This window comes from Sorangium sp. So ce281 (genome assembly GCF_051527395.1).
Classification (GTDB): domain Bacteria; phylum Myxococcota_A; class Polyangia; order Polyangiales; family Polyangiaceae; genus Sorangium; species Sorangium cellulosum_B.
Genome location: NZ_CP150322.1, coordinates 1,439,071 through 1,465,411 on the forward strand (window position 1 = coordinate 1,439,071; position 26,341 = coordinate 1,465,411).

A 26,341-nucleotide genomic window follows, 5' to 3' on the forward strand; every position below is an offset into this window, starting at 1 on the left:
GCCCGTATCCGAAGCGGGTGACCGTCGCTCTAGGCGCTCGCGCGGGCCCCTCCCTGACCCGGGCGCCCTCCGCTCAGCCGCTGTCCGAGGAGGTGCTTCGCGCGCTCCGCGAGCCGCAGCTCCTCCTGCCGGACCTCGCTGAAGAAGGAGGCGAGCTCTTGATCACCCTGCTTCTTCGCATCCTGGATGTACTGGGAGTGGGTCTCCGCGCCCTTGAGCGTATGGTAGAGCACGCTGACCAGGTTGTAGTCCTTGTCGGGGACCACGGTGCTCTCGCTGCGGCCCTCCTGTAGGCCGGAGCCCTGCTGCCCCTGCGCGCCCATTCCTTGCTTCTGCTCGGTCGCCATATCAAACCTCCTCGACTCCCCCCACCGGGGCCGGGCAATGCAAGCGGGAGACCGCGCGGCGGGAGCCCCTGTGTCGAGGGGTCCGCGCGAGCGGCGCGGTCGCTCCACCCCGCTCGTCGCGTCCTGCAAGAGCAGGCAGACGCCCGCGCAGGATCGCACCACCCTGAGCGATCGCGCCCCCTCACGCGGAGAAGGCCGCGGGCGCGCTCGACGCAGCCCGCGCCAGGCCATCGCAACAGGCGCTGCTCAGCCCGCAGGACACGCTCCCCGGGGCGCCCGACGCGATGACCCCGGCGGCCTCACAGATGGCTCCTCCTCTCCCGCTTTCTCCTCGTTACCGCACGTCGCCAGCGTTGTTCTCTCCGCTCTGGTCGGATCTTCCGGCGTGTCGGCGGCTGCCGAGACTGCCCATCGTGGACACGTGGTGATCGCCCCCACGGCAGCGAGAACTCGGGCCGCTCCAGGCCGGGACGAGCTGATACGCTGCGCCTCACGCACCAGCTCGTCCCTCCGAGCCCTCGCCCCGTCCTTCCATGAAATCACGATCTCGCGGCTTTGCTCTCCCTCTTCACACCCTCGCTCCGGCGCTCGCGTGCGCCGCGCTCGCGGCCGCGGGATGCGGCACGGACGCCCCCGGGCCGAGCGAGCCGCGGGACACCGGCGTCCATCCGCGGCTCCTCGCGCGCCCGGAGCACCGCGACCTCCTGCGCTCGCGCGTCGATCGCGAGCCCTACGCCTCGATCCTCGCCACCCTGAAGCGCCGCGCCGACCGCCCCTACGAGGAGGAGCCCGACCCCGCTTCATGGGACCACAAGACGAACGGCAACAACGCCTCGACGGCGCAGGCGAATGCCCTCCTCGCCTGGGCCTTCGAGGACCGGGCGGCGGCCGACAAGGCGCGCGAGTTCCTGCGCCGCCTCCGGACCAGCTGGGACACGAACACGGTCCTCGACATGAACATCCGGATGGCGAAGGTCCTCATGGGGTACACGAACGCGTGGGACCTCCTGAGCGCGACGCCGTGGTTCCCCGCCGAGGAGTCCGTCGAGGCCGAGAGCAAGATCACCGACATCACCGGTCAGTTTTTCGCCAAGTACATCGAGCACGATTTCTATCGAGATCTCCTGCTGCGCCCCGCGCAGAACAACCACCCTATCCGGACCGCCGACGCGATCGGCTATGTGGCGCTCGCGTTCCCCGAGCACCCGGCGGCCGCGACCTGGTGGAGCTGGTCGATCTCGGAGCTCGACTACCTCTGGGGCCCGGACGGCCAGTACGTGCAGCCCGACGGCGGGGCCTCCGAGGGCCCGTATTACTCCGGCTTCGCCTGGGGCCCCACGGCGGCGTTCTTCATCGCCCTCGACAACGCGCTCGAGGGCGAAGCGGCCTTCACCCGCGACTGCCGTACCCGCTCCGACGAGGACCCGTGGGCCGGACATGGCTGCGTCGACGGCGAGCAGGGCGCGCTGGAGGTCCCGCTGCGCGGCGGGCTCTTCACGAAGGCCGTCGACTGGTCGCTCTCGCTGCGCCTCCCCTGGGGCAGCCGGCCCCCGGTCGACGACGGCGTCTTCACCCCGTTCAACGGGAGCCCGCTGCTCACGTCCTTCGGCGGAAGCGGGGAGTACCTGTGGGACTGGGAGCAGAACCGCGATCCCCAGGCCATGGAGTTCGGCGCCGACCTCGTCGCCCATCACCTGCTCTACGTCGACGACGCCGTGGCCCCCGAGGCGCCGCGCTTCCTCACGCGCTTCTTCCCCGACACCGGCCACGCGGTGTTCCGCTCGGACTGGGGCGACGACGCGCGCTGGCTCCTGCTCCTCGCGGAGCACGGCTCGGCGCGCAAGGCGATCCACGACCACGTGGACGGCACGTCGTTCTCCCTCGCGGCCTACGGAGAGTACCTGTTGATCGACCCCGGCTACTACAAGCCCGATTCGCTCGACAACGCCAAGACCAGCCAGTCGCCGTCGCACAACGTGATCCTCATCGACGGCCGGTCCGCGCCCGACAAGGGGCTCTTCAACGATTTCGGCGACGCGGACGCCTTCCTCCGGAACACCCACGACGGCGACGCCGTCGACTACGCGGAGGCGCACCAGGACTACCAGGACACGCACGTCGAGCGATCCGTGGCCTTCATCGACGGCCGCTACGTCGTGGTCGGCGACCGCCTCTCGACGTCGCACCCGGCGGCCCGCGCGCACGCGTGGCGGCTGCACGGCTACGCGGGGCTCACGTCCGGCGGCACCTTCGAGCTCCTCCCCGACGGCGGCCGGTGGGAGCGGGCGCGGGCGGGCGTCGAAGCGCGCGTGTTGTCGACGTCGCCGGGGCTCGCGGTCGTGGAGCCGCCGTACACGCCGCTCACGGTGCCCCACGTCCACGAGTTCGAGGAGGACCGCGAGGCCGCCGACCACGCCGTCATCGACGCAGCCGTGCAGGCCGAGGCGCCGGGGTTCCTGGCGGTGCTGCTGCCCTACAAGGTCGGCGTGGACGCGGGCCCCGACGCGCCCCTCCAGGCGGCGCCGATCGCGGCGGAGCCCGGCGTCGTCGCGTGGCGGATCGAGAGCGACGGCGGGACGGACGTCGCGGTGCTGCGGAGCAAGGGAGCCGCGGAGGCGCTGGCGCTGCCCGGGGGGCAGGTCCTCGAGACCGACGCGGAGCTCGTCGTGCTGCGGATCGAGGGCGAGCGGCCGTTCGCGCTGATGGCGCGGGGGACGAGGGTGCTCCTCGACGGGAGCCCCCGGCTCACCGCGCCCGACGCCGCCGGCATCGCCGTGGAGGAGTGAGATGCCGCCGAGCGCTCGCCCTCCCATGTCGCGCAGGTCGTCGCGCTTCCGCGCGCTGCTCGTCGCTGCCGCCGCGTGCGCGGCGGCGGCCGGCGGGTGCGCGGGGGACCCGGGCGCCGGGCAGCCGGGCAACGCCGGGGCGGGATGCACCCCGATCTCGCCGTCGGCGGAGGACGCGTTCGCGCGCGAGCGCGCACCCGACTCGGAGAACATCGCGCTGGCGCGCGCCATCGCCGACCGCTGGATCGCCGAGCACCCGGCGGAGTCGCTGCCGTGGGACTGGGGCGAGGGCACGGTCATGCTCTCGCTGGTCGACCTGTACCGCGTCACGCAGCACGCCCCGTACCGGGACTACTACCGGCGCACCATCGACCACCACCTCGAGTACGGCTACGAGATCACGACCAGCGACCGCTGCCCGCCAGCCATGGCCGCGCTCGCGCTCCACGAGGAAACGTGCGCGGCCCCCTATGCGAAGGTCGTCGACGACGTGCTCCGCTACCTCTACGAGGAGGCCCGCCGGACGGAGCAGGGCGGCATCAGCCACCTCGGCGTGTCGCCGCTGTTCGAGCCCACCCTCTGGGTCGACTCGCTGTTCATGTTCGGCAACGTGCTCGTCCGCGCCGGCGAGCGCTCGGGCGAGGTGCGTCCGCTCGACGAATTCTCGAATCAATTCCAGATCTTCACGTCGCTCCTCCAGGACGAGCCCGGGCTCTTCCGGCACGCGTACGACTGGGCGGCGCCGCAGGATCCGGGCGTGTACTGGGCGCGCGGCAACGCCTGGGTCACGGCGGCCGGCTACGAGTACCTCCGCGTGCGCGCGGCGCGCGGGGAGCGCGACGACGCCGTCGCCGGGGCGCTCGAGCGGCAGGTCGCGGCGGTCCTGGGCGCGCAGGACCAGGACAGCGGCCTGTGGTGGACCATCATGAACCGCCCGGGCGAGATCTACCTGGAGACGAGCGCGACGGCCCTCTTCGCCGTCGGGCTCGCGCGCGGGTTGCGCCACGGCTTCCTCGACGCCTCCGTGCGCCCCGCGATCGACCGCGCCATGGCGGGCGTGCGCTCGCGCATCGAGGAGGACGGCTCCGGGCGGCCGGTGGTGACCGGCATCTCGGGGCCCACGACGGTGGGAAAGCTCGAGGATTACGCGGCGGTCGAGCTCCGCGACGACCTCTCGTACGGCGTCGGGGCCGTGATCCTGGCGCTCGTCGAAACGTCCGGGCTGTAGCGCTGCCAGCGCCACGCTCGCCGTGGCCTCGGCGCGCGACCGCCGCGCTCCTGCGCCGCGGTTGCCTTGCTGCTGCGCTTCGCCTACGCCTCAGCGCGTCCGCCGGCCTTCGCAGCGCGATGGCCTGAACGACGAGAGCGGCGCACCCTGGTGCGTCACGCGCGGGTCAGGCGAACCGGGCTCGCGCGGGTCGCGGCCGTCCCGCGGACGGCGCGCAGGCCACCGCCGAGGACCCTCATGGCTGCACTCGTGAAGCTCGACGCGATCACCAAGGTCTACTGGATGGGCGAGGTGGAGGTGCAGGCGCTCCGCGGCGTCTCCCTGGAGCTCTCCCGGGGCGAGATGGTCGCCATCATGGGCGCCTCGGGGTCGGGCAAGTCGACGACCCTGAACGTGATCGGCACGCTCGACCGCCCCACGGGCGGCCGTTACCTCCTCGACGACGAGCCGGTCGAGGAGCTCGACGAGGTCGAGCTGGCCCAGCTCCGCAACCGCAAGATCGGGTTCGTCTTCCAGTCGTTCAACCTCCTGCCGCGCGACACCGCCCTCGCGAACGTCGAGCTGCCCATGGTCTACGCCGGCGTCCGGCCGGCCGACCGGCGGGCGCGGGCCGCGCGGGCGCTCGCGCGCGTCGGCCTCGAGGACCGGGCGCACCACCTGCCGAACCAGCTGTCCGGCGGCCAGCAGCAGCGCGTGGCGATCGCCCGCGCGATCGTCAACGAGCCGCCGCTCCTCCTCGCGGACGAGCCGACCGGCGCGCTCGACTCCGCCACCACCGGACAGGTCATGGAGCTCTTCTGCGCGCTGCACGCGCAGGGGATGACCGTCGTCGTCGTGACCCACGACCGCTCGATCGCCGACTACGCCACCCGCGTCGTCACCTTCAGGGACGGCGCCATCGTCGAGGACACCGGCCCCCGCGGCCGGCGCGTGGACGTCTCATCATCGGTTCCTGGACCAGCGCCATCGGTTCCTGGACCGTCGCCGTCCCCTCCTGGAGGCCTCTCGTGAGCGCCCGGCGTCGTCGTCGCCTCTGGCCGTGGCTCGTCGGGGCGCTGGCGCTCGCCGGGGGCGGCGCCGTCGTCCTCGCGAAGGCCGGCGGGGGCCCCCCGCCCATCGACCCCGCGCTGGTCGTGACCGCGAAGCGCGGCGACCTCGCCGTCGAGATCCTCGAGACAGGGCGCATCGAGGCCCGCGAGCAGGTCGAGCTCAAGTCCAAGGTCGCCGGCCAGGTCGCCGAGGTGCTCGCGGACGAGGGCGCCCGGGTCCAGAAGGACCAGCTGCTGCTCGTGCTCGACCCGACCGACTACGAGCGCGAGGTCGCCCGCGCCGAGGCCGAGCTCGCCCGGGCCAGGGCCGCCGCGGGCTTCGCCAAGCGCGTCGTCGCGCAGCGGACCGCCGGCGTCGAGGCCAGCGTCGTCCCCGCGCAGGAGCTCGATGTGGCCAAGCACGACCTCACCGAGAAGACCGTCGCCATCCGGCTCGCCGAGGTCGCGCTCAGCGCCGCCCGGGACCAGCTCCGGTACACGAAGATCTCCTCGCCCCTCGACGGCACCGTGATCCAGCGCAACATCGAGCCCGGCGAGGTCGTCACGCCGGGGGTGCAGTCGACCTTCAACGGCAAGGCGCTGCTCACCGTGGCCGATCTCTCGACGCTCGTGGTCAAGGTGGACCTCAACCAGATCGACGTGGCCAAGGTCGCGCTCGGCCAGACGGCGACCCTGACGCTCGACGCCCTGCCCGGCAAGACGTACGCGGCCAGGGTCACCAAGATCGCGCCCGCCTCGGTGAAGCTCGAGGGCCGCGAGGTCGACGTCTTCCCGGTCGAGGCCGAGCTCACCCAGATCGACGGCCTCATCAAGCCCGGCATGACCGCGGACGTGCGCATCCGGCTCGACAGCAGGCCGGGCGTTGTCTCGCTGCCCATCGAGGCCGTCGCCGACGAGGGCGGCAAGCAGCTCGTCACGCGCGTCGTCGACGGCCCCGACGGCAAGCAGACGACCGAGAAGGTCGAGGTCGCGCTCGGCGCGCGCAACGATCGCGACGTCGAGATCGTCAACGGCGTCCCGGAGGGGGCCCGCGTGCTCATCAACCCGCCCTCGGCGGCCGCGAACGAGACGAAGATGTGAGGTGGTCCGCCTACCTCGCGATCGCCGCGAAGGCCCTCTCGGCGCACAAGCTGCGGTCGCTCCTGACCGTGCTCAGCATCACCCTGGGCGCCTTCGCCATCGTGCTCATGACCTCGCTCGCGGAGGGCGGCCTGCTCACGCTGGGCCGCGGCATCGAGCAGCTCGGCGGGGCGCGGCTCATCCTCGTCGTCCCGAAGGCGCCGGAGCGCGCCGAGCGGAAGAAGACCATGTACGTCACCGGCTTCACCCGCCGGGATCGCGATCGGCTCGCGCGCGGCATCCCTCACGTCGCCGAGCACACGATGTACGCCACGCTCGGCTCGCGCGACGTCATTTCCGACGAGGGCAAGGAGGATCGCACCGACCTCGTCGCGGCCGACAGCCGCTTCCTCGACGCCTTCCGGATGCCCGTCGCGCGCGGCCGCACGTTCTCCGACGAGGAGGACCGCCGCCGGGCCCGGGTCTGCGTCGCCGGCCCGAAGCTCGCGGCGCGGCTCTGGCGCGGCGACCCGATCGGCCGGTGGGTGACGGTCGGGGCCCTGCGCTGCCGGGTCATCGGCGTGCTGGCCGACGCCGATCGGATGGGCGTCAACTTCGGCTTCAGCTGGGTCGACCTGCTCGTCGCCCCGCTCGACACCGCGGCGGACGTCGAGAAGGCGGTGAGCACCTCGGCGCTGCTCGTCATCAAGACCGACGACGTCCGCAACAACGACCCGGTGAAGCGCATCGTCAACGCGCTCCTCGTCGATCGCCACCACGGCGTCGACGACTTCACCCTCCTCGATTTCAGCGGCATCATGGAGAAATTCGAGGCCATGTTGTCCACGATGAAGGCGATCGTCGGCCTCATCGCGGGCGTCGCGCTGCTCATCGGCGGCGTGGGCGTGATGAACATGATGCTCGTGAGCGTGTCCGAGCGCGTGCGCGAGATCGGCATCCGCAAGGCGCTCGGGGCCTCGCCGCGCGACATCAGCGCGCAGTTCCTGGCCGAGGCGGCGCTGCTCTCGGGCTTCGGCGGCCTGCTCGGGGTCGCCGGCGGCGCCGCGGCGGCCGAGCTCGCCTCGATGGTCATCCGCCGCTTCACGCCGAGCTGGATCGGCGCGGTCTCCACGCCGGCCGTCGTCGCGGCGCTCCTCGTCTCCTCCGGCGTGGGCGTGGTCTTCGGGTGGCTGCCGGCCCAGCGCGCGGGCCGGCTCGACCCCGTGGCGGCGATGCGGCGATGAGGCTCGACGATCTCCTCCACTCGACGCGCGCCGTGGTCGCCGACCGGACCCGCGCCGCGCTCACGCTGCTCGGCATCATCATCGGCACCGGCTCGATCGTGCTGCTCGCCTCGCTGCTCGCGGGCGGCGAGGAGGCGCTCCTCCGGGCGAGCGAGCAGGCCGTGGAGGCCGACCTCATCCAGGTCCACCCCGCGGAGGTGAGCGTCGGCGACCGGCGCCGCACCCGGCGCGATCTCTCGCGGGACGACGCCCGCGCGCTCGCCGCGTCGCGCGCCCTCGGCGGCGCCTCGGCCCTGAGCGAGTCGGTGCGCCCGACCGAGGCCCGCGCCGGCGCCAAGAAGAAGCGGATCTCCCTCGTCAGCGCCGTGCCTGCGGCGCCGGCCCTCTACGACCTGGAGCTCGCGGCGGGCCGGTTCCTCGTCGAGGCCGATCTCGCGGCGCGGCGGAGCGTGTGCGTCGTCGGCCACGAGGTCTGGGCCGAGCTCTTCGGCGGTCCTCCGGCGCGGGCCGCGCAGGCCGAGCCCCTCCACGTGACGGCCGACGGCCACGTGTGGACGGTCGTCGGCGTGCTCCAGGAACGGCCGTCCATCCTCTCCCCGGACGACACGAACAGCTGGAACCGCAAGGTCCTCGTCCCGGAGACCACCTACGACGCGCTCTACGCGCCGTCGCACAGGACCGACCGCCTGTACGTCCGGCAGGATCCGCTCGTCACGGTCCGGACGCCGCTCGCCGCGCTCCGCGGCGTCATCGACGCGACGCTCCAGCGCCGCCACCACGGGGTCAAGAACTTCAGGATCGAGGACGAGGACAGCCACGGCCAGGAGCAGCTCGTCGTCGACATCATCAAGATGCTGCTGCTCAGCACCGGCGTGGTCGCGCTGATCGTGGGCGGCATCAACATCATGAACATCATGCTGGTGACCGTGACCGAGCGGACGCGGGAGATCGGCATCCGCCGCGCGGTCGGGGCCTCGCCGCGCGCGATCCTGCTGCAGTTCCTGTGCGAGGCGGCGGCCGTCTCGCTGCTCGGCGGCGTGCTCGGCGTGCTCTCGGGGCTCGCCCTCTCCTGGCTCGCCAGCGCGCTCCTTGCGCAGATGGTCGGCCGCTGGGCGTTCCAGGTCGAGCCCTGGTCGCTCTTCCTCGGCCTCGGCCTCTCGGTCACGATCGGCGTTGTCTTCGGCTTCTACCCGGCCTGGCGCGCCTCGCGGCTCGACCCGATCGAGGCGCTCCGCGCGGAGTAGGGCCGGCCCGCGGCGCGACCGAGATCGCGGCGAGCGCTGGATGGGTCGAATGAACCGGCGCGGATTCTGCGCACTCGGCGCTGCAGAAGCTGAGCCGCTCGGACCCGCGGGACGTCGCGTGGCCGTGCAACCCCGAGAACACCTACGTCACGCACTTCCCCGAGGAGCGCACCATCATCTCCTTCGGGAGCGGCTACGGCGGCAACGCGCTGCTCGGGAAAAAGTGTTTTGCTCTACGCATCGCCTCGGTCATGGGGCGCGACGGCGGGTGGCTCGCCGAGCACATGTTGATCATGGGAGTTCAAGAGCCGAGCGGCGCCAAGACGTACGTTTGCGCGGCGTTCCCGAGCGCGTGCGGCAAGACGAACTTCGCCATGATGGTCCCTCCCGAGACGCTCTCGGGTTACAAGATCTCGACGGTCGGCGACGACATCGCGTGGCTGAAGCCGGGCCCGGACGGCAAGGTGTACGCCATCAACCCCGAGGCGGGCTTCTTCGGCGTGGCCCCCGGGACGAACGAGGTGACGAACCCCAACGCGATGGCGGCGATCCGTGTTCCAGGCGTTCAACTGGAGCCACGGCGTGTACCTCGCGGCCACGATGGGCTCCGAGGCGACCGCCGCCTCCGTGGGCCAGGCGGCGATGCGCCGCGATCCGATGGCGATGCTGCCCTTCTGTGGTTACAACATGGCGGACTACTTCTCGCACTGGCTCAACTTCGGCCGCAAGCTGCCGAACCCGCCGCGCATCTTCCGCGTGAACTGGTTCCGCAAGGACGAGCAGGGCCGCTTCGTCTGGCCCGGGTTCGGCGAGAACACGCGCGTGCTGTCGTGGATCCTGGCGCGGGTGCACGGGCAAGGATACGGCGTGGAGAGCCCCTTGGGCTGGATGCCTCGCCACGACGATCTGCCGTGGGAGGGGTTGAGCTTCTCGGAGGATACGTTCTACGATCTGATGGGCATCTCGCGCGACGCGGCGGCGGCGGAGGTCCGTCTGCATGAGGAGCTGTTCGACATGTTCCTGGATCGACTGCCGAAGGAGTTCGTGTTCGAGCGAGAGCTGCTCAAGTCGCGGCTGTGGCGGAGCCCGGCGCGGTGGGAGCTCGCGCACGATCCGACGTGAAGCCGCGGTCTCGCGGGAGGCGCCTCGCGGGAGACCGCCGCTCTGCTGCCGCTCTGCTCTGGATGGCGCAGAGGGGGGCGGAGACCGCTGTAGAGGAGCACGATGAGCGGGCTGGTTGAGCTCCTCGCGAGAGAAGAGCTGCTCCTGCTCTTCACCGTCATCCTGCTCGGGCTGGGGCTTGGCCGGCTGGAATATCGCGGCTTGCGGCTCGGGATGGCTGGCGTCCTGTTCGCGGGCTTGGGGCTCAGCGCCTGGCTGCACCCTCTGGGAGAGCTGGAGCTGGCGCCGCAGATCAAGGAGCTCGGCCTGCTGCTGTTCGTGTACTGTGTCGGCCTCACCAGCGGTCCCGGCTTCTTCGCCGCGTGGCGCAGCCGCGGTCTGGGGATGAACCTGGCGTGCGCCGCGGCGCTCGCCTGGGGGGCGCTGCTCGCGTGTGTCGCGGGCTGGCTCTTCGGGTTGAACCGCGCGCAGATCGCCGGCCTGTTCTGCGGGGCCCTGACCAATACACCGGCGCTCGGCGCCGTCAGCAGCCGGCTCTCCGGCACCGCGCTCGAGGCGATCCCCGCGCTCGCCTACTCGCTGACCTACCCGGCGGGTGTGCTGGGGGCGCTCCTGCTGGGACGTGGCTTCGCGAAGTGGCGCCGCGACGAGCTCGCCGGTGAGGTCGCGCGGCAAGCCGCGTCGCGCGTCGCGATCGAGTCGAGGAGCGTCGAGGTCACGAACCCCCGCGTGCTGGGCCATTCGATCGGGGAGCTGCGCGTGCGCGACGAGTTCGGGGTCGTGGTCTCCCGCCTTCGGCGTGGTGAGGTCGACTCGGTCCCGAACAAGTATACGGTGCTTCACGCGGGTGACGTGATCACGGTGGTCGGCACCCTTTCGTCGATTCAATCCGCCATCGAGTTCTTCGGGAGGGTCGCGAGCGAGCGTCTGGAGCTGCGCCGCGACAGGGTCGACATGCGCCGGGTCCTGGTCTCGAAGCGCGAGTTCGTCGGGCTCACGCTGGGCGAGCTCGACCTCGCGCGTCGATTCAACGCCCAGGTGACGCGCCTGCGCCGGGCCGACCTCGACTTGATCCCCTCCGACGAGCTCCGCCTGGAGCTGGGGGACCGCCTTCGCGTCGTGGCGCCCGTCGAGCGCCTGGGCGAGCTCAGCCGTTTCCTCGGCGACTCGGAGCGCGAGATCGATGTCGATTACGTCGCGCTGGCGGTGGGCCTCTGCGTCGGCCTGCTGTTGGCGCGGGTGCCCATCCATCTCTTCGGGACGTCCATCACGCTGGGGACCGCCGGAGGGCCGCTCGTGGCCGCGCTGATCTTCGGTCGCCTGGGGCGGACCGGCAAGCTGATGTGGGCGCTGCCGTACGAGGCGAACCTGAGCCTGCGAGAGATCGGGCTGCTCCTGTTCCTGGCGGGGGTCGGCGTGAACGCGGGGGGCAAGCTCGCGGGGTTGATGAACCGGGAGGGCCTGGCCATCATCGCGATAGGCGCCTGCGTCACCGTGACGACGAGCGCGCTGGCGTTGGTCCTGATGCGGCGCTGGGGCGGGGCGGGCGTCGTGGCGGCGCTCGGAGGCGCGAGCGGCGTGCAGACCCAGCCGGCCACGCTGGCGGCGGCCTTCGAGCTGTCCCGGCGCTCCGAGGAGACGTACGTCGCGTACGCGCTGGTGTATCCGCTGGCGATGATCGGCAAGATCCTCATTGCGCAGCTGCTCGCCGTGCTGGCCTGAAATCGTCCCTCGACGAGGCGGCGTCAGCGCGTGGCGCACCGGGTCGCGACGTAGGAAGATTCACAGGGAGGCAAGGAGTAAAATCCCATTCATCTCCCCGTCTCCCCGCCTCCCTGTTCAATTCTTTTTCTCTAAAAACGCCAACGATCGAGGGATCTGTCCGCCTCACGTCGTCGCGGCAGCCTCGGTCGTTCCGCCGCCGTCCGCGCTCTACTCGGGATCTCGCTTCGCGTGCGGGAAGCGGTCCATGCGGCTGAGCACGGGGAAGCCGAGGGCCCACAGCGCGGCGACAACGAGGGTGGCGCTGCCGCCGAGGAGGATGGCGGGGAGCAGGCCGAGCCAGCTGGCGGTGAGGCCGGACTCGAACTCGCCGAGCTCGTTGGAGGCGCCGATGAACACCGCGTTGACCGCGCTCACCCGCCCTCGGATGGAGTCGGGCGTCTCGAACTGCACGAGGATGTGGCGGATATAGACGCTCACCATGTCGCCTGCGCCGACGAGGAAGAGGGCGATGAGCGCGACGGTGAAGCTCCGCGTCTGCCCGAGGGCGATGGTGGCGAGCCCGAACACCGCGACGCCGCCGAACATCCAGCGGCCCACCCGGCGCGTGATCGGCCGGAAGGCGAGGACGCCGGCGGTGATCGCGGCGCCCGCCGCCGGCGCCGTGCGGAGCAGGCCGAGGCCGGTCGGGCCGGCGTGGAGCACGTCGCGCGCATATGCGGGCAGGAGCGCGACGGCGCCGCCGAACAGCACCGCGAACAGGTCGAGCGAGATGGCGCCGAGCACCGCCGGCTTCGACCAGACGAAGCGCAGCCCCTCCAGCACCGCGCTCCACGACGTCGGCTCGGCGCGCCTCGCCTGCCGGGTCGCGCGCACGAGGCTCATGAGCACGAGAGAGACGAGGAGCAGCGCGCCGACGCTCGAATACACGATCGTCGACCCGGCGAGGTAGAGGAGCCCGCCGAGCGTCGGCCCGACGATGACCGCGACATGGAAGCTCGATGAGCTGAGCGCGACCGCCTTGCTGAAGCTGTCCTGCGGCACCAGGTTCATCAGGATCGCCTGCTGCGCCGGCATCATGAAGGCGCGCGCGCTGCCGAACAGCACGAGCACCGCGAACACGGGCCACACCACCGTCAGGCCCGACACCGTGAACGCGAGCAGCAGGAGGGAGCAGAGCAGCTCCACGGCGAGGCCGACCGTGATGATGCGGCGCCGGTCGAACCGATCCGCCGCCTGGCCGGCGAAGAGGATCAGCGCGAAGAAGGGCGCGAACTGGGCGAGGCCGATGAGGCCCAGATCGAAGACATCGCCGGTCAGCGCGTAGACCTGCCAGCCGATCGCCACGCTCTGGATCTGCACCGCGACCGCGGAGAGCAGCCTCGCCGCGAGGTAGAACGCGAAGCTCCGGTGGCGCAGCACGCCGAGCCCGGTGAGGTTGTTGGAAGACATCTCGGCGCCTGCGGCGGCCCCGGTGGGGCTTTGTGGGCTCTCGCTCATGTCCGATGAGCACTAGGGCATATCGCGACCGAGTCCAGGAGTCGCGCCGCCGCTGTCAGCGCGCGCGGGGCGTGCGCTGGGCGATCCGCAATTCGCCATTCGCCATGAACCGCAACATCCGTACCAGGATCCCCGCGCTCGCGGTGGTCGTCTGGACGGAGCGCCCCGGGCGCGATCAGGCCGCGAGCGCGCCGAGGGGCCGCGGTCGTTGCTGCTCCAGCAGCAGCCGGTGGTGCTCGGCTGCGCCACCACGAGCAATGCCCGAGGCGACCGCGTCAGCCCTGCGCGAGCCGGGAGAGCGCCTCGCCGGTGAGGCGGTGGACGGTCCACTCGTCCATGGGCTTGGCGCCGAGCTTCCGGTAAAAGCCGAGCGCCGGCTCGTTCCAGTCGAGCACGGACCACTCGAGGCGCCCGAAGCCGCGCTCCACCGCGAGCTTCGCGAGGTGCACGAGCAGGGCCTTGCCGTGGCCTCCTCCGCGGTGCTCCGGGAGCACGAAGAGGTCCTCGAGGTAGATCCCGGGCTTGCCGAGGAAGGTGGAGAAGCTCTGGAAGAAGAGGGCGAATCCCACCGGGATCCCCTCCGCTTCGGCCAGGACGACCTCGGCTGCCGGCCTCGGGCCGAAGAGGTGCGCTTCGAGCTCTCTCTCGTCGAAGGTGACCTCGTGCGCGAGCCGCTCGTACTCGGCGAGCATCCGGATGAGGCGGGCGATGGTGGGGATGTCGGCGGCGGTGGCGGGGCGGATCATGGCGTCTCTCCGGCGGGTCATACCGCATCGTCGCGCCGCGGTGGAGGGAGTAGGCTCGCCGCCTGCATGACCATGACGCCGCCGCCCTCCGCCGCCGGCCCGCGCTGGCTGTACCTGCACGGCTTCGCCTCGGGCCCGAGCTCGACCAAGGGCGTCCGGATCGCCGCGCACTTCGAGCAGCGCGGGGTGGCCGTCGAGCGGCTCGACCTGCGGGTGCCCTCGCTCGAGCGCCTGCGCCTCAGCGCGATGATCGGCGCCGTGAAGCAGGCGATCGGCGGCGATCGCGACCGGGCGGTGGTGATGGGATCGAGCCTCGGCGGCCTCACCGCGTGCCGCGTCGCCGAGGAGGACGCGCGGGTGTGCGCGCTGGTGCTGCTCGCGCCCGCGTTCCGGATCATGGAGCGATGGCGGCTGCGGCTGGGCGAGGAGGGCTTCCGGGCGTGGGCGGAGCGGGGGTGGCTCGAGGTCGACGACTACGCGGAGAAGAAGCGAGCCCGGGTCGACTTCGGCTTCGCCGCCGACGCGGCCGAGCTGGATGAGCGCTCGGGGGGCTGGCCGGACGTGCGTGTGCCCACGCTGATCGTCCACGGCCAGAGCGACGAGGTGGTGGACATCGAGCTCTCGCGGACGTTCGCCGCGGGGAAGCGGCATGTGCGGCTCATCGAGGTGGACGACGGCCACGAGCTCGTCGCCTCGATCCCGCGCATCCTCCGCGAGGCGGACGAGTTCCTGCGCCATTTCGTCGGCGGCTGACGAACACCCGTTGTCGCCAGGACCGAGGGCGCTGAGCGTCTGTTCAGCGGATTCAGCACGATCCGCGAGCTCTGCGCGCCCCGCGTGAACCGCCGGTTGGCCGTCCCCTCACCAGCCGACTGGCATTCTATGCGAGAAGGGCACAGCTATCAAGAGCGAAGCGCGCCGCTTACAGATCGTGGGTGACCGGCCGCGGATCGGCCGCGGTCGAGCGATCGGAGGAGCGAATGGCGACAGCGACGGCCACCGGGCGCACCGCGCCCGTCAACGACATCGAGATGTACTACGAGCTTCGCGGCGAAGGGCCGCCGCTCGTGCTGCTCCACGGCTTCACCGGAGCGGGCGGGGACTGGGCTCACGTGTTCGACCTCGCGGAGCTCGGGTGTAGACACACGGTCATCGCCCCCGATCTGCGCGGCCACGGCCGCTCGACCAACCCGGCTGGCTCGCTGACGATCCGCCAGTGCGCCTCCGACGTGTTCGCCCTCCTCGACCACCTGGAGGTGAAGGCGTTCCGGGCCATCGGCCTCAGCTTCGGCGCCAAGTGCCTCCTGCACCTGGCCACGCAGCAGCCGGATCGCATCGAGTCGATGGTCCTCGTGTCCGCGACACCATACTTCCCCGAGCAGGCCAGGGCGATCATGCGCCTCGTCTCCGACGAGGGCCGCTCGGAGGAGGAATGGCGGGACATGAGGAGTCGCCACGCGCTCGGCGACGCGCAGATCCGGGCGCTATGGAATCAGCCGCGCCGCTTCGCGGCCAGCCACGACGACATGAGCTTCACGCCCCCCCACCTGTCGACGATCACGGCGCGCACGATGATCGTGAGCGGCGACCGCGATCCCCTCTACCCGGCCGAGATCGCCCTGGAGCTGTACCGCGCCATCCCGCGCTCCTGCCTGTGGATCGTACCGAACGGCGGACACGGCCCCATCTTCGGCGAATGGAAGGAGCCGTTCGCCCGCGCGGCGCTGGCGTTCCTGCGCGATGATCCGGGCGAGCAGGCGGTGATCCCGGCATAACGAGGGAGACGCGCGGCGTCACTGCGCGCCCTCGGCGCGCTCCTCCACCGGCGCTTGCGCGCCGAGCTTCGGAAGCCGGACGCTCAGCGTCTTCATCTCTCCCGGCTCCACGTTGACCATCAGCGTCCTGGAGGCATGCCCAGGGGCGGACAGCACGAAGCGGTGTCCCTCGCCCACCGTGAGCCCCTCGATCCTCGTGCGATTGCCCTTCCAGAGCTTCCCATCGACGAAGACGCTGGCCGGCGGATCGACCCAGAGCACCACCGTCGCCGTGAGCCTCTCCAGATCGGCCACGATCTCCTTGAAGCGCGCCTCGTCGCTCAGCTTCACGGCCGTGCGGTACGGCTTGTATCCGTCTCGGGTGAGCTTGATGTGGAGCTCACGCCCGAGCGGAAGCTCGTGGACCTTGGCCGGCGTGGCGACGGGGTGACGCTCGCCGTTCACCCAGAGCGTGCAGCCCTCCGGCTTGCTCGTGATCTCCAGCGAGCCCTTCGCCTCGACCGGCGCGGGTGGCTCCTGACGGCTCGCCTGGGCGTCGTGGACCATCGTCATGAACTCGGCGTGCCGCTCCGAGAGCTGCCCCTGCATGTAGAGGAACCCAGGCACGAGCGCGAGTGCGCTTGCGGCCGGGATGAACGCGGCAACACCTCCCTTGCCCGCGAGCGGCGGCGGGCTGCTCAAGGTCGCCGGGCTCGTGCTCGTCGGGACGCCGCTCTGGGAGACGGTCGCGCCGCCGCTCATCTCCAGCGACCAGCGCTGCTGCTGCGCCGCGATCACGTCGATGAGCTGCCGGACACCGAGGAGCGCCTCCTTGTGGCGAGCGAGCTTGTCCCGGAAGAGCGACTCCATCCATGCCGTGAGGCCCATGGGCGAGGCGGGGATGCGCTCGTCGCGGATGAGCTCCTCGAGCGCGGCGTGCATCTCCCGGGCAGACTGGTAGCGATCCTCGCGCCGCTTCTCGAGCGCGCGCAGGACGATCTTCTCCAGCCCCTTCGGGTAGCCGGGCTTGATCGCGCTCGGGAGGGGGTACTCCGAGCCGTGGATCTGGAGGAGCGTCCGCATCTGGGTACCGCCCTTGAACAGGCGCCTTCCCGTCGTCATCTCGAACAGGACCACGCCGGCGGCGAAGATGTCCGCGCGATGGTCGATGCGACCCCCCGCCACGTGCTCCGGGGCCATGTAGGCGAACTTGCCCATCAGCACGTTCTCTCTCTGCTCTTCGACGTCGCCGAGCTCGCTCCGCGCGATGCCGAAGTCGACGATCTTCACGTCGCCCGTGTAGCTCACGACCACGTTGCGCGGTGAGATGTCCCTGTGGACGATGCCGAGCGGCGCACCGTCGAGGCCGCGCTTGTCGTGGATGTACGCGAGGCCCGCGCAGACGCCGAGGATGATGCTGAGCGCATGCTCGAGCGGGATCCCTCCCGGGTCGCGCTCCGCCGCCTCGCGCACGATCGAGCCGACGTCCTCGCCGTGGATGTGCTCCATCGCGATGAAATACGTCCTGTCCACCTGCCCGGCGTCGAACGTCTGGACGATGTTGGGATGCGAGAGCGTCGCCGCGATGCGCGCCTCGCGGAGCAGCATGTCGATAAGCGACGGATCCTGGTTCATCGAGGGCAGGATGCGCTTGATCACGACGAGCTTCTCGAAGCCGAAGGACGAGCGATGCAGCGCGAGGAAGATCTCCGCCATGCCCCCCGCCGAGAGCTTCGACAGGAGCGTGTATTTGCCGAACTGTTTCGGCAAGAGCTCAGGTGCGTTTCCGGCTGCGCTCGACGGCGCGCCGCCCGCGGCCAACGCGGTACGCTCTTGCATGAGACATTCTCCTGGTTCCAGTGGACGCTACGGCAAGGCCAGCGCAAAGGGGCCTCATGAGGAGCGTTCTCAGGCGAGTCTTACCATGGAGCGGTCATGAGATGTCAGCTTATTTGAGCGCGTCCGCCTGAAATGGCGGAGCGCGGGGCGGCGCGCGCAAAGCAATCTTCGGAAACATGAGCGATACATATTCGTTCCAATGCTCGGGTAATGTCTCCCTCCTCGTCCATGGAGAGAGAACAATGGCGCAGGTTTCCTCCGAGCTCCTGGCACCGACCCGCCGGTTGACGCGCCTGTACGTCAGCGCGCTCGGCGCCGTGGCGCTCTTGTCGGTCGTGGCGCAGCTCCTCGTGCAGCACGCGTTGAACCAGCAGACGAGCGACGCGCACGTCGTCAACGTGGCCGGGCGCCAGCGAATGCTCAGCCAGCGGCTCAGCAAGGCCGCGCTCACGTTCCAGGTGACCACCGACCCCGCCGAGCGCAAGGGCCGCGCCGACGAGCTGGCGCAGGCGATGGCGCTCTGGGAGCGGTCGCATCGCGCGCTCCAGCACGGCGATCCCGGGATGGGCTTGCCGGGGAAGAACACGCCGGAGGTGACCCGCATGTTCCAGGCGATCGAGCCGCTGCACCAGAGCATGCTCCGCGACGGGAAGGATCTCCTCGCCGCGGTCGGCGCCGGCGGCGAAAAGCCGGTGGAGGCGGCCGCCATCCAGCCGATCGTCGCCGCGATCCTCGCCGCGGAGCCGGGCTTCCTGAGCGGGATGGACCGGGTCGTCTCTCGGTATGCCCACGAGGCGACCGCGCGGATCGAGCGGCTCCGGCTCGTCGAGCTGATCCTGCTCTGTGTGACCCTGGGGGTCCTGTTTCTCGAAGGGCTCTATATCTTCCGCCCGGCGGTGCGCGAGATCCGAAGGACGATCAGCCACCTCGTCCAGGCCAGGGGGCACCTCGACAACACGGTCCAGGCGCTCCGGGCGATCGCTGGTATCGGACAGCCGTGATGCTCACCGGCTCTCCGTGACCGCCTGTCCGACCCCCACCGCCGCCGAGCGGCGTTCAGCGGGCGAAGGCGGCGGTCACAGCCAGCCGCAGCCGCCGTCGAAGTCGAGGGGGGGCGTGGGCTCCGTGGACGACTGCGATGCACGACAGGCATCCTCGATGTTCTGTCGCAACATCAACATCAGGTTGTTGTCGTCCTGGATGTCCGTGTCCGAGTACTTCCCGAGCCACGCCCCGATCGGCGGCTTCATCATCTCGATGACCCCGAGCGAGCGCCGGCAGTCGCCCGCCTGGTAGAAGTCGAGCGCGCCGCGCAGCGCCAGGTACATGTTCAGCATCATGTACGGCTTGCCCGAGCCGCCGTCGGAGATGTTCCACCACCTCGAGTCGGGGTTCTGCCCGGGAGGCAGCGCGTTGAGCAGGGTGGTGTCGACGTCCTGCGCGGCTCCGTCCTTCGCCGAGGTCCAGCCTGCCGTCACCTGGAAGGCCGCCTGGTCCGGCCCGATGTCGTCGGCGAGCGACGCGTCGCCGAGGAGCTCCACGAACAGACCACCACCGCCGCCGCGGCGGCTGCCGCCCGCGCCGTCGCGCTGGCCGATGAACAGCGCCGGCATCTCCAGGGCCGCCCCCGCGGCGCTGGCTGTCGCCCGCTTCGTCCCGTAGATGCGCCCCACCTTGTAGCCGGCGGACGGGGTCACCTCCAGGCTGAAGTCCGTGGCCAGCGGGAAGAGCGTGGTCTTCCCCTCCTCCGAGAGCAAACCGCCGAGGTCGCCCGGGCTCAGCGCGTAGGCATACGTGCCCGCGCCCATCGAGCCCAGCGCCGACGGGATCCTCACCAGGAAGCTCTCGCCCACGCCGATCACGCCGAACGCCGTGCCGTTCTCCACCAGCGCCTCGCCCAGACCGAGGATGCGGTCGGGGTCCGTGATCCCGCTGGTCGCGTGCCCGCTCGTGAGCAGGAGCACGCGGTGCGCGCCCTCGAAGCCCGCGGCGTCACCCTCCTCGAACGCCTTCTCGGCGGCGGCGATCCCCTCGTAGAGGCCGACGAGCTCGCCGGCGCCGTTGCCGAGGCGCTCGTCGGCGATGAGGCGCGTGAGCTCCGCCGACCCCGGCGCTGCGAGGAAGGCGCGGCGCTCGACCCTCTCGCCATAACGGATGACGCTGACGCGGTCCTCGGGACGCAGGCCCGCGAGCAGCCCTGTCATCCCCGCGTCCAGCGCGTACTCATCGATCTCGGCGAAGCGGCTGTTCTCGACGGCGATCGCCAGGTGAACCGGCGGCCTGTCCAGCCTCGAAGGGTCGACCCCGGTGTTCATCGCGACGAAGGCCATTGTCCAGTTGCCCCCGTTGAAGCGCGGCGCCACCGCGAGGAACGGGTGAACGCAGACGTCCTTGCCGCAGTCGGCGTCGGGCAGGTCGATCGCGTGCTCGGCGAAGAACCCGACCGGATCCAGCGTGTCGAGCGTGGGCACCTTCCCCGCGTTCACGATCGCGCGGAACTGGGAGATGTCCTGCGCCCCGCCCTGGGCCACGTTGACCGAGCCTGCGGGGACTTCGCTGCCCGCGCCGCCGTCGCTCTGGGTGGAGCAACCGACGGCGGCGGCGCAGAGGCCGAGTGAGACAAGCTTCATCTTCGACGACATGTGGCTTCTCCTCATTCGTAAGCAATCAACAGGTCCGCGGACGCGTTGGGCGTCTGGTAGCCCGCGTCGCACTCGTCACGCCCGGCGAGCACGCGCTCGGCGCGGCCGACACGCACGCGGAAATCCGGCCCTTCGAGGGTGTCTCCAGGGCTCAGCAGGGTCTTCGCGCCGCCGCTCTGCACCGCCACCACGGCGTCGGTGACGTAGGCGCCGCAGCCCAGCCGGTCGCCCTCGCACCCGGTCGCCTCGATCGAGGCAGCGAGGCCCCCGAGCTGGAGCTCGACGACGTTGTGATAGACATCGAGCCGCTTCGCCGAGTCGACGGCCGAGACCTCGAGGTGGTCGCCCTCGTCGGACCATTGCACCGTTTCGCCCGCCGAGAACGGGAAGTCTTCGATCGGAATGCACAGATAGTGAGTCAGAGGGGTGAAGCTCGGGTCCGGCTCGCCGCCGCCGCCCATTCCACCTTCGCCGCCACTGCCGCCAGATCCGCCAGCACCCGCGCCGCCGGCGCCACTGCCGCCGGCTCCGCCGGCACCCGCGCCGCCAGCGCCGCTGCCGCCGGCTCCGCCAGCACCCGCGCCGCCAGCGCCGCTGCCGCCGGCTCCGCCGGCACCCGCGCCGCCAGCGCCGCCCGAGCCATCGCCGGGGCCGAGCCACGGGGAGCTCATGGTCAATTCGATGCAGCCGTCCGACAGTGCATCGATGTTCGCGATCTCGCGGACCACCTGCTTCGGCAAGGGGGCGGCCCACTGGAAGGACGATTGAGGCGCCCCGGCGCACGCCGAGGGCCCGACGTTCGTCTGCAGCGCGCCCGTCTTCACCTGTCCGGGCGCCACCACCGCCAGCGGCTTCAGCGCGACGCGCCCCGCCACCGTCTCCGTGTCCTTCCAGAAGTCGCTGTTGTCGTTCACGTTCTGCGGAACCATGATGGTTTGCAGGTCGGACCACCATGCCATCACAGGCCGCAGTCCATCCGTCTCGAGCAGCACCACCTCGCAACGGCCTCCCGAGGCCGGCGCCGTCTCCTCGAAGTTGCCTGCGGCGAGGTGGGCCTCGGCCCGGTTGAGCGGGAGCGTGTCCTGCGGGTCCAGCCGATACGTGATCCCGAGGTTGAACGCGCTCGGCCCGAACATGCGTGTCGGATCGCCGGAGGTGACGGCAGCGCAATCGAGCGACGCGTCCACCCAGCGCACGCGAACGTCGACGATCCCGGTCGTGGCATTGACGAGATAGGCGTCCGTGGAGTAGCCCTCGGGGGCGGGGGTGCCGGTCGCGACGCAGGCGACGGCGGACGCCCCGAGGATCGCGCGCTCGAGCACCCAGGCGGCGCGCGCGCCTTCCTCGGCGCTCCGGGCCGAGAGCTCCCGGCTGCAAGCAGCGCGCGCCGAGAGGCGCCATGCCGGGACGAGGACCACGAGCGCGGCCAGGTCCGTCGGATCTTGCCAGATACGCCACGTGATCCCCGCGAGGCCCACGAGCCCCACGAGGAGCTGCGCGGCAGCGGCCGAGAGCTTGATCGCCGCGAACGGCGCGGCCACCGCCGCGAACGCCAGCGCTCGCCCGCGCGACGTGCGTGCGTCCACGAGCGCCGCTGCGAGGACGGGGGCGACCACGAGGCCGGCGAGGTCGCTGAGCTTGCCGGTGAGCGCGCCTGGCAGGAGCCCGGCGCCTTTCAGGAGGTGGTCGTTGACCACCAGGAGCGCCAGGGCGCCAAGGAAGAGGGGGTGGCGGAGGACCGCGAATCGAGGCGACACAGATTGTCGTGACCGCGACACCAACGTCAGAGCACCGGCGGGGCCGCCGGCGTTTCGCCGTGATGAGTTCAGCATCGCCGCGAGCCGATAGCAGCGCGCGTGCCACCCGCCCCAGGCGTCGGAGCGGCGCGCCATCGCGTCGCGGCCGGCCCCTGCCTTCACCGCTGCTGCCCTGGCACACCTGTCGCTGAGGCAGCGAGCGATGCGATCCTGTCTGCTACTGTCCGCCTTCTCTTTCCTCGCGTCCCTCTCCGGGTGTGGCCCTGTCGACGGTGATCCGTCGATCCCCGTGGAAGCCAGCGATTGTCCTGCGCTGCTCGGCGAGGACTTCTCCGAGACCCGCGCCGTCGACATCGGTGACGCGTCGTCCGGGACGTTCGTGCCCTACGCCGACGGCGCCAGCGTGCAACTGATCCTCGGCAACCAGGGCTCGATGATGATCACGCCCTGGGTCCGGGTGGAGGCTCTGCCCGGCGACGCGGAGGAGACGTGCCATGTGGTGCGCCTCGCGAACGAGCTCGAGGGCCCGCTCGCCAGCGATCCCGAGGGGATCGCCGCCGCGCAGTTCAACGTCCAGTTCATCAAGACCGGCTCTTTCCTGGTCTCGGACGGCGCGCTCTACCACCCTTTCGCGTGGGACCGCGAGACGCTCGAAGGTCAGAAGCTCGGGCTCACGGTGACCGTGCGCGGCGACGGCTACGAGGGCACGAAGAGCGTGAGCGTCGTGCTGGAGTGAAGAACCCGGCCCATCGAGCCGCCGCCCACATCGAGCATGCGATGGCAGGTCCGGTCCAGCGCGACCGGTGACCGCGGCGATTCGCCCTCACGTCCTCGAATCGTTTCGGTTCTCTTTCCCTGATGGATGGCTCATGGCGCGCCGAGTCCGGCGGCGCGGCGCTACCGCGGGACGCACCGGGTCGCGACATATCGGCCATTCGGGTCGCCGTCGACGAACACGCTGCCTACGTCGGAGAGCTCGAAGGTGACCGAGGTCGGGTCGATCGCCGTGATGGTGAGCCTGCCGAAGCCCGCGTCGCCGCCGCCGGTGACGGCCCCCGTGCTGCTGCAGTCCGCGCGAGAGGACGTCCCGAAGATCGTGAGATCTCCGCTCGCCGTGTCCACCTCGCCCACGGCGAGCATCGACTCGGGCATGCGGAGCTCCAGGTCCCACCAGTCGCTGCAGGGCGAGTACGTGGGGTTCGCGTCGGGATCGCTGCAGGACAGGGCCAGGGTGGCGATACGGAGCGTCACGCTCGACGAGTCGCCGAAGACGATCGCGCTCACCCGGCGCCCACCGCCGCCCGAGGTCGTCGGCGACGGCGCGACCGAGCTCGTCGTCGAGACCGGGCCATCCGGGCCATCCGGGCTGCCCTGGCCGCTCGTGCTGCCCTGGCCGCTCGTGCTGCTCGCGCCGCCGGCCCCGCCTCCTCCGCCGTCCATGATCACCGCGCCGCCGCACGCGCTTTGGACGAGCAGCGCGAGCGAGCCTACCGCCATTGAAATGCATCGAGGTGAGCGCTTCATCGTCGCATCGTATCGCCCTCCGGCCGGCGATCGCATGACGAGGGCAAGCCTCCGTCCATGGACCGGCCGGGGGCCGCCTGTGCTACCATCGACCACAGCAGGCTCGGATGGCAGCACGCCCCGTGGCCGGGCGTGAAGCGCGGAGCTCTGATGAAGCCACCTGTCGTCGAAGGAGACGTCATCGCCGGCAAGTACCGGGTCGATCGCGTCGTGGGCCGAGGCGGCATGGGCATCGTGGTCGCGGCGAGCCACCTGTTCCTCCCGCAGCGTGTCGCGATCAAGCTCCTCCTCAGCACGGAGAGCCCGGCGCTGGTGCAGCGGTTTCTCCGCGAGGCGCGCGCGGTGGTCCGCCTCAAGGGCGAGCACGTCGTGCGGGTGTTCGACGTCGGCGAGCTCGGCTCGGGCATCCCGTACATCGTGATGGAGTACCTGGAGGGCCAAGATCTCTCCGATGTGCTCCGCGCCCGCGGCACGCTCAGCGTCGTGGACGCGGCCGACTACGTCCTGCAGGCCTGCCTGGCGATGGCCGAGGCGCACGCCGCGGGCATCGTGCACCGCGATCTCAAGCCGGCGAACCTGTTCCTCACGACGACGCCCGGCGGGGCGACGCTCATCAAGGTCCTCGACTTCGGGATCTCGAAGGAGGTGCCGGGCAGCACCGAGGGCGTCGGCGCGTCGTTGACGCAGACGCGGGAGATGCTCGGCTCGCCCAATTACATGTCCCCGGAGCAGATGCGATCGTCGCGCTCGGTCGACGCCCGCTCCGACGTGTGGGCGCTCGGCGCGCTGCTCTACCGCCTCCTGGTAGGGCAGCCGCCGTTCGATGCCCCGGCGCTCGCCGAGCTCGTGCTGCAGGTCGCGAGCGCCGAGCCGATCCCGCCCACCGCGCTCAGGAGCGACATCCCACCGGCGCTCGAGGCCGCGATCCTCCATTGCCTCCAGAAGGATCCGGCCCGGCGGCCGCAGACCGTGGCCGATCTGGCGCGCGCGCTGGTGCCCTTCGCGACGGCGGGCGGGCAGGAGCGCGCGGAGCGCGCCGCGAGGATCCTCGGGGCGGGGGCGCAGGCGACGCCGCCGCCGACCGGCTCGGTGCCGCCGCCGCGGCTCGTGACGGCCAGCGGCCCTCCGAGCGCCCCGTCCGGCGCGATGACGAGCCTCCTGCCCACGACGCGGGGGCTCACGCGGACGTCCGCGCGGCCCGGGTCGCGCAGGATCCTCGGGGCGGCGCTCGGGACGGTCGTGATCGCCGTGCTCGCGCTCGCCCTCTGGGGCGTGGTCGCGTTGCCCGGCAGAGCGCCGGAGGCGGCGGCGCTGCAGGCCGCGGCGGCCTCGCGGGACGACACGGCGCCGCGGAGCGTGCGGCAGGACACCGCGGCGCGCGGCGCGGACCCGCTGATCGCGCCGGCGCTGCCGCCGGCGGTCCGTGACGCCTTGCCGCCGCAGCAGCCGTCGGTCTCCCCGGTCGTCGCGCCTGCCGCCGACGCGGCGCCCTCCGGGGCGGCGCTCGAGGGCCGGCGCGCGCCCCCGGCGACGAGCGCGTCGGCGACGCCGAAGGCGCCGTCGGCGCCCGGAGGGACGAATCCCTTGGAACCACCGCTCAGATGAGACAGGAAACACCGGCCTCCGACCCGCTGCCCCCCGCATTCCGTCCGGATGCAGGCGAGGCGCCTGTGCGTTCGAGCCGCCCGGCGACGGGGCTCGCGCCAGCCGCCGCCATCGTGGTGTTGATCACGGCCGGCGGCGCGGCCGCGCAGCAACCCCAGCCCGCCCCTGCGGCGGCACCGGCGCCGGCCGCCCCCGCGCCGGCGGCTCCTGCGAACGCCGCTCCCGCGCCGGGCGAGGCTGCTTCTGCGCCCGCCCGCGAGCGGCTGAGCGGTGAGGTCAGGGCCGATTACGAGTCCGGCAAGACGCTCTTTCGCAACGGCGACTTCGCCAGCGCCTTCCTCAAGTTCCAGAGCGCCTACGAGAGCTCGAAGGACGCGCGCCTCCTCTGGAACATGATCGCCTGCACGTCCAAGATGCACCGGTACAGCCAGCTCCTTGCGCTGGTGGAGAGGTTGAAGCAGGAGGACCGGGGCGCCCTGCTCCCGGAGGACTGGGCGACGATCGACGAGGTCGAGCGAAAGACCAGGGCCCTCGTCGGTCACCTGGACGTCGCCGTGAGCGAGCGGGACGCGGAGGTGACGATCGACGGCGAGCCGATCGGGAAGACGCCGCTCCCGGGCAAGGTGATCGTCGACGCCGGCACGAGGCGAATCCGTGTCTTCAAGCCGGGGTTCAAGGAGCACCTCCGCGTGGAGAGCGTGTCCCCCGGCGCGCAGCTGGCGCTCGACGTCCGGCTGGCGCGGCCGATGAACGGCGGCAGGCTCTCCATCGTCGCCTCTCCGGGCGATCGCCTCGCGCTCGACGGCGAGTTCCTGGGCGAAGGGCAGTGGGAGGGCATCGTGCCGGGCGGCCGTCACGCGGTGCGGGTGACGGCGCCGGGGAAGGTGCCCTACCAGGCCCAGATCCTGGTTCGGGACGAGGCGCTGAGCAGCGTCCGCGTCGGCCTGGTGCCGGCCGAGAAGCTCGGCGGGACGCCGGCGTGGATATGGATCGTCGGCGCCGGGGCGGTCGTCGCGGCGGCCTTGTCGGCCGGCATCCTCCTCTTGCACGATCACAATCCCGCGCAGGTGAGGGCGGGCCAGGAAGCCCCCAGCGAGGGCCGCCCGACCGGATTCGGTGGCCGGTTTTGAGGGGGCCGCCGCCGTCCACGGCGGCGCTCGCACACGAACGTGC

20 protein-coding genes and 1 pseudogene are annotated in these 26,341 nt (G+C 71.4%); 14 read left to right on the forward strand and 7 right to left on the reverse strand.

Translation table 11 applies throughout. The features are described 5' to 3' along the window. Positions 1–29: 29 nt before the first annotated feature. Positions 30–347 (reverse strand): hypothetical protein, encoded by a 318-nt coding sequence (locus tag WMF27_RS05340; RefSeq protein WP_437761329.1) that lies wholly within the window; start codon positions 345–347, stop codon positions 30–32. Positions 348–880: 533 nt separating this feature from the next. Here WMF27_RS05340 and WMF27_RS05345 point away from each other — a divergent pair. From WMF27_RS05345 to WMF27_RS05380, 8 genes and pseudogenes are all read left to right on the forward strand, one after another. Beyond that, complete coding sequence (locus WMF27_RS05345) at positions 881–3,133, forward strand: heparinase II/III domain-containing protein (protein WP_437761328.1); 2,253 nt, start codon at positions 881–883, stop codon at positions 3,131–3,133. Positions 3,134–3,158: 25 nt separating this feature from the next. Beyond that, positions 3,159–4,361, forward strand: coding sequence for a glycoside hydrolase family 88/105 protein (locus WMF27_RS05350; protein WP_437761327.1), 1,203 nt, complete (start codon positions 3,159–3,161; stop codon positions 4,359–4,361). Positions 4,362–4,598: 237 nt separating this feature from the next. Then, positions 4,599–5,372: an ABC transporter ATP-binding protein gene (locus tag WMF27_RS05355; protein ID WP_437761326.1), complete on the forward strand. Its 774-nt coding sequence runs from the start codon at positions 4,599–4,601 to the stop codon at positions 5,370–5,372. Next, positions 5,369–6,490, forward strand: a complete 1,122-nt coding sequence (locus tag WMF27_RS05360; RefSeq protein WP_437761325.1) for an efflux RND transporter periplasmic adaptor subunit — start codon at positions 5,369–5,371, stop codon at positions 6,488–6,490. The genes WMF27_RS05355 and WMF27_RS05360 overlap by 4 nt, the downstream gene beginning before the upstream one ends. Then, on the forward strand, positions 6,487–7,713 hold the full coding sequence (locus WMF27_RS05365) for an ABC transporter permease (RefSeq protein ID WP_437761324.1): 1,227 nt from the start codon (positions 6,487–6,489) through the stop codon (positions 7,711–7,713). Before WMF27_RS05360 ends, WMF27_RS05365 begins: the two co-directional genes overlap by 4 nt. Beyond that, positions 7,710–8,957, forward strand: coding sequence for an ABC transporter permease (locus WMF27_RS05370; protein WP_437761323.1), 1,248 nt, complete (start codon positions 7,710–7,712; stop codon positions 8,955–8,957). Before WMF27_RS05365 ends, WMF27_RS05370 begins: the two co-directional genes overlap by 4 nt. A 107-nt stretch (positions 8,958–9,064) precedes the next feature. Then, positions 9,065–10,079: pseudogene (locus tag WMF27_RS05375) on the forward strand (phosphoenolpyruvate carboxykinase domain-containing protein); the annotation flags it as partial. Positions 10,080–10,181: 102 nt separating this feature from the next. Continuing rightward, positions 10,182–11,801: an aspartate:alanine exchanger family transporter gene (locus WMF27_RS05380; protein ID WP_437761322.1), complete on the forward strand. Its 1,620-nt coding sequence runs from the start codon at positions 10,182–10,184 to the stop codon at positions 11,799–11,801. A gap of 210 nt (positions 11,802–12,011) precedes the next feature. Here WMF27_RS05380 and WMF27_RS05385 read toward each other — a convergent pair whose 3' ends face one another. Together WMF27_RS05385 and WMF27_RS05390 are read right to left on the reverse strand one after the other, a co-directional pair. After that, a complete protein-coding gene (locus WMF27_RS05385; RefSeq protein ID WP_437944519.1) occupies positions 12,012–13,253 on the reverse strand; it encodes an MFS transporter in 1,242 nt (413 codons plus the stop codon). Positions 13,254–13,576: 323 nt separating this feature from the next. Then, on the reverse strand, positions 13,577–14,047 hold the full coding sequence (locus WMF27_RS05390) for an N-acetyltransferase family protein (RefSeq protein ID WP_437943904.1): 471 nt from the start codon (positions 14,045–14,047) through the stop codon (positions 13,577–13,579). Between the two features lie 66 nt (positions 14,048–14,113). On the opposite strand from WMF27_RS05390, the gene WMF27_RS05395 reads away from it, so the two are divergent. Continuing rightward, positions 14,114–14,800 (forward strand): YqiA/YcfP family alpha/beta fold hydrolase, encoded by a 687-nt coding sequence (locus WMF27_RS05395; protein ID WP_437943906.1) that lies wholly within the window; start codon positions 14,114–14,116, stop codon positions 14,798–14,800. Positions 14,801–15,027: 227 nt separating this feature from the next. Then, complete coding sequence (locus WMF27_RS05400) at positions 15,028–15,822, forward strand: alpha/beta fold hydrolase (RefSeq protein WP_437943907.1); 795 nt, start codon at positions 15,028–15,030, stop codon at positions 15,820–15,822. An 18-nt stretch (positions 15,823–15,840) separates the two neighbouring features. On the opposite strand, the gene WMF27_RS05405 is transcribed toward WMF27_RS05400, so the two are convergent. Beyond that, positions 15,841–17,640 (reverse strand): serine/threonine protein kinase, encoded by a 1,800-nt coding sequence (locus tag WMF27_RS05405; protein ID WP_437943909.1) that lies wholly within the window; start codon positions 17,638–17,640, stop codon positions 15,841–15,843. A 242-nt stretch (positions 17,641–17,882) separates the two neighbouring features. Between WMF27_RS05405 and WMF27_RS05410 the strand changes: the two genes are divergently transcribed. Next, a complete protein-coding gene (locus tag WMF27_RS05410) occupies positions 17,883–18,641 on the forward strand; it encodes a type IV pili methyl-accepting chemotaxis transducer N-terminal domain-containing protein (RefSeq protein WP_437761317.1) in 759 nt (252 codons plus the stop codon). A 75-nt stretch (positions 18,642–18,716) separates the two neighbouring features. Here WMF27_RS05410 and WMF27_RS05415 read toward each other — a convergent pair whose 3' ends face one another. Both WMF27_RS05415 and WMF27_RS05420 read right to left on the reverse strand, forming a co-directional pair. After that, positions 18,717–20,270 carry a hypothetical protein gene (locus WMF27_RS05415; protein WP_437761316.1) on the reverse strand — a complete coding sequence of 518 codons (1,554 nt, stop codon included), beginning with the start codon at positions 20,268–20,270 and terminating at the stop codon, positions 18,717–18,719. 23 nt (positions 20,271–20,293) lie between these two features. Then, positions 20,294–22,039 (reverse strand): hypothetical protein, encoded by a 1,746-nt coding sequence (locus tag WMF27_RS05420; protein WP_437943910.1) that lies wholly within the window; start codon positions 22,037–22,039, stop codon positions 20,294–20,296. 289 nt (positions 22,040–22,328) lie between these two features. On the opposite strand from WMF27_RS05420, the gene WMF27_RS05425 reads away from it, so the two are divergent. Beyond that, a complete protein-coding gene (locus WMF27_RS05425; protein WP_437943911.1) occupies positions 22,329–22,775 on the forward strand; it encodes a hypothetical protein in 447 nt (148 codons plus the stop codon). A gap of 161 nt (positions 22,776–22,936) precedes the next feature. Here WMF27_RS05425 and WMF27_RS05430 read toward each other — a convergent pair whose 3' ends face one another. Continuing rightward, on the reverse strand, positions 22,937–23,536 hold the full coding sequence (locus tag WMF27_RS05430; protein ID WP_437943913.1) for a hypothetical protein: 600 nt from the start codon (positions 23,534–23,536) through the stop codon (positions 22,937–22,939). Between the two features lie 177 nt (positions 23,537–23,713). Between WMF27_RS05430 and WMF27_RS05435 the strand changes: the two genes are divergently transcribed. Together WMF27_RS05435 and WMF27_RS05440 are read left to right on the forward strand one after the other, a co-directional pair. Further along, the gene (locus WMF27_RS05435; protein ID WP_437761312.1) at positions 23,714–25,168 is read left to right on the forward strand and encodes a serine/threonine-protein kinase; all 1,455 of its coding nucleotides are present in this window, start codon (positions 23,714–23,716) and stop codon (positions 25,166–25,168) included. Between the two features lie 65 nt (positions 25,169–25,233). Beyond that, the gene (locus WMF27_RS05440) at positions 25,234–26,298 is read left to right on the forward strand and encodes a PEGA domain-containing protein (protein ID WP_437761311.1); all 1,065 of its coding nucleotides are present in this window, start codon (positions 25,234–25,236) and stop codon (positions 26,296–26,298) included. Positions 26,299–26,341: the final 43 nt, after the last annotated feature.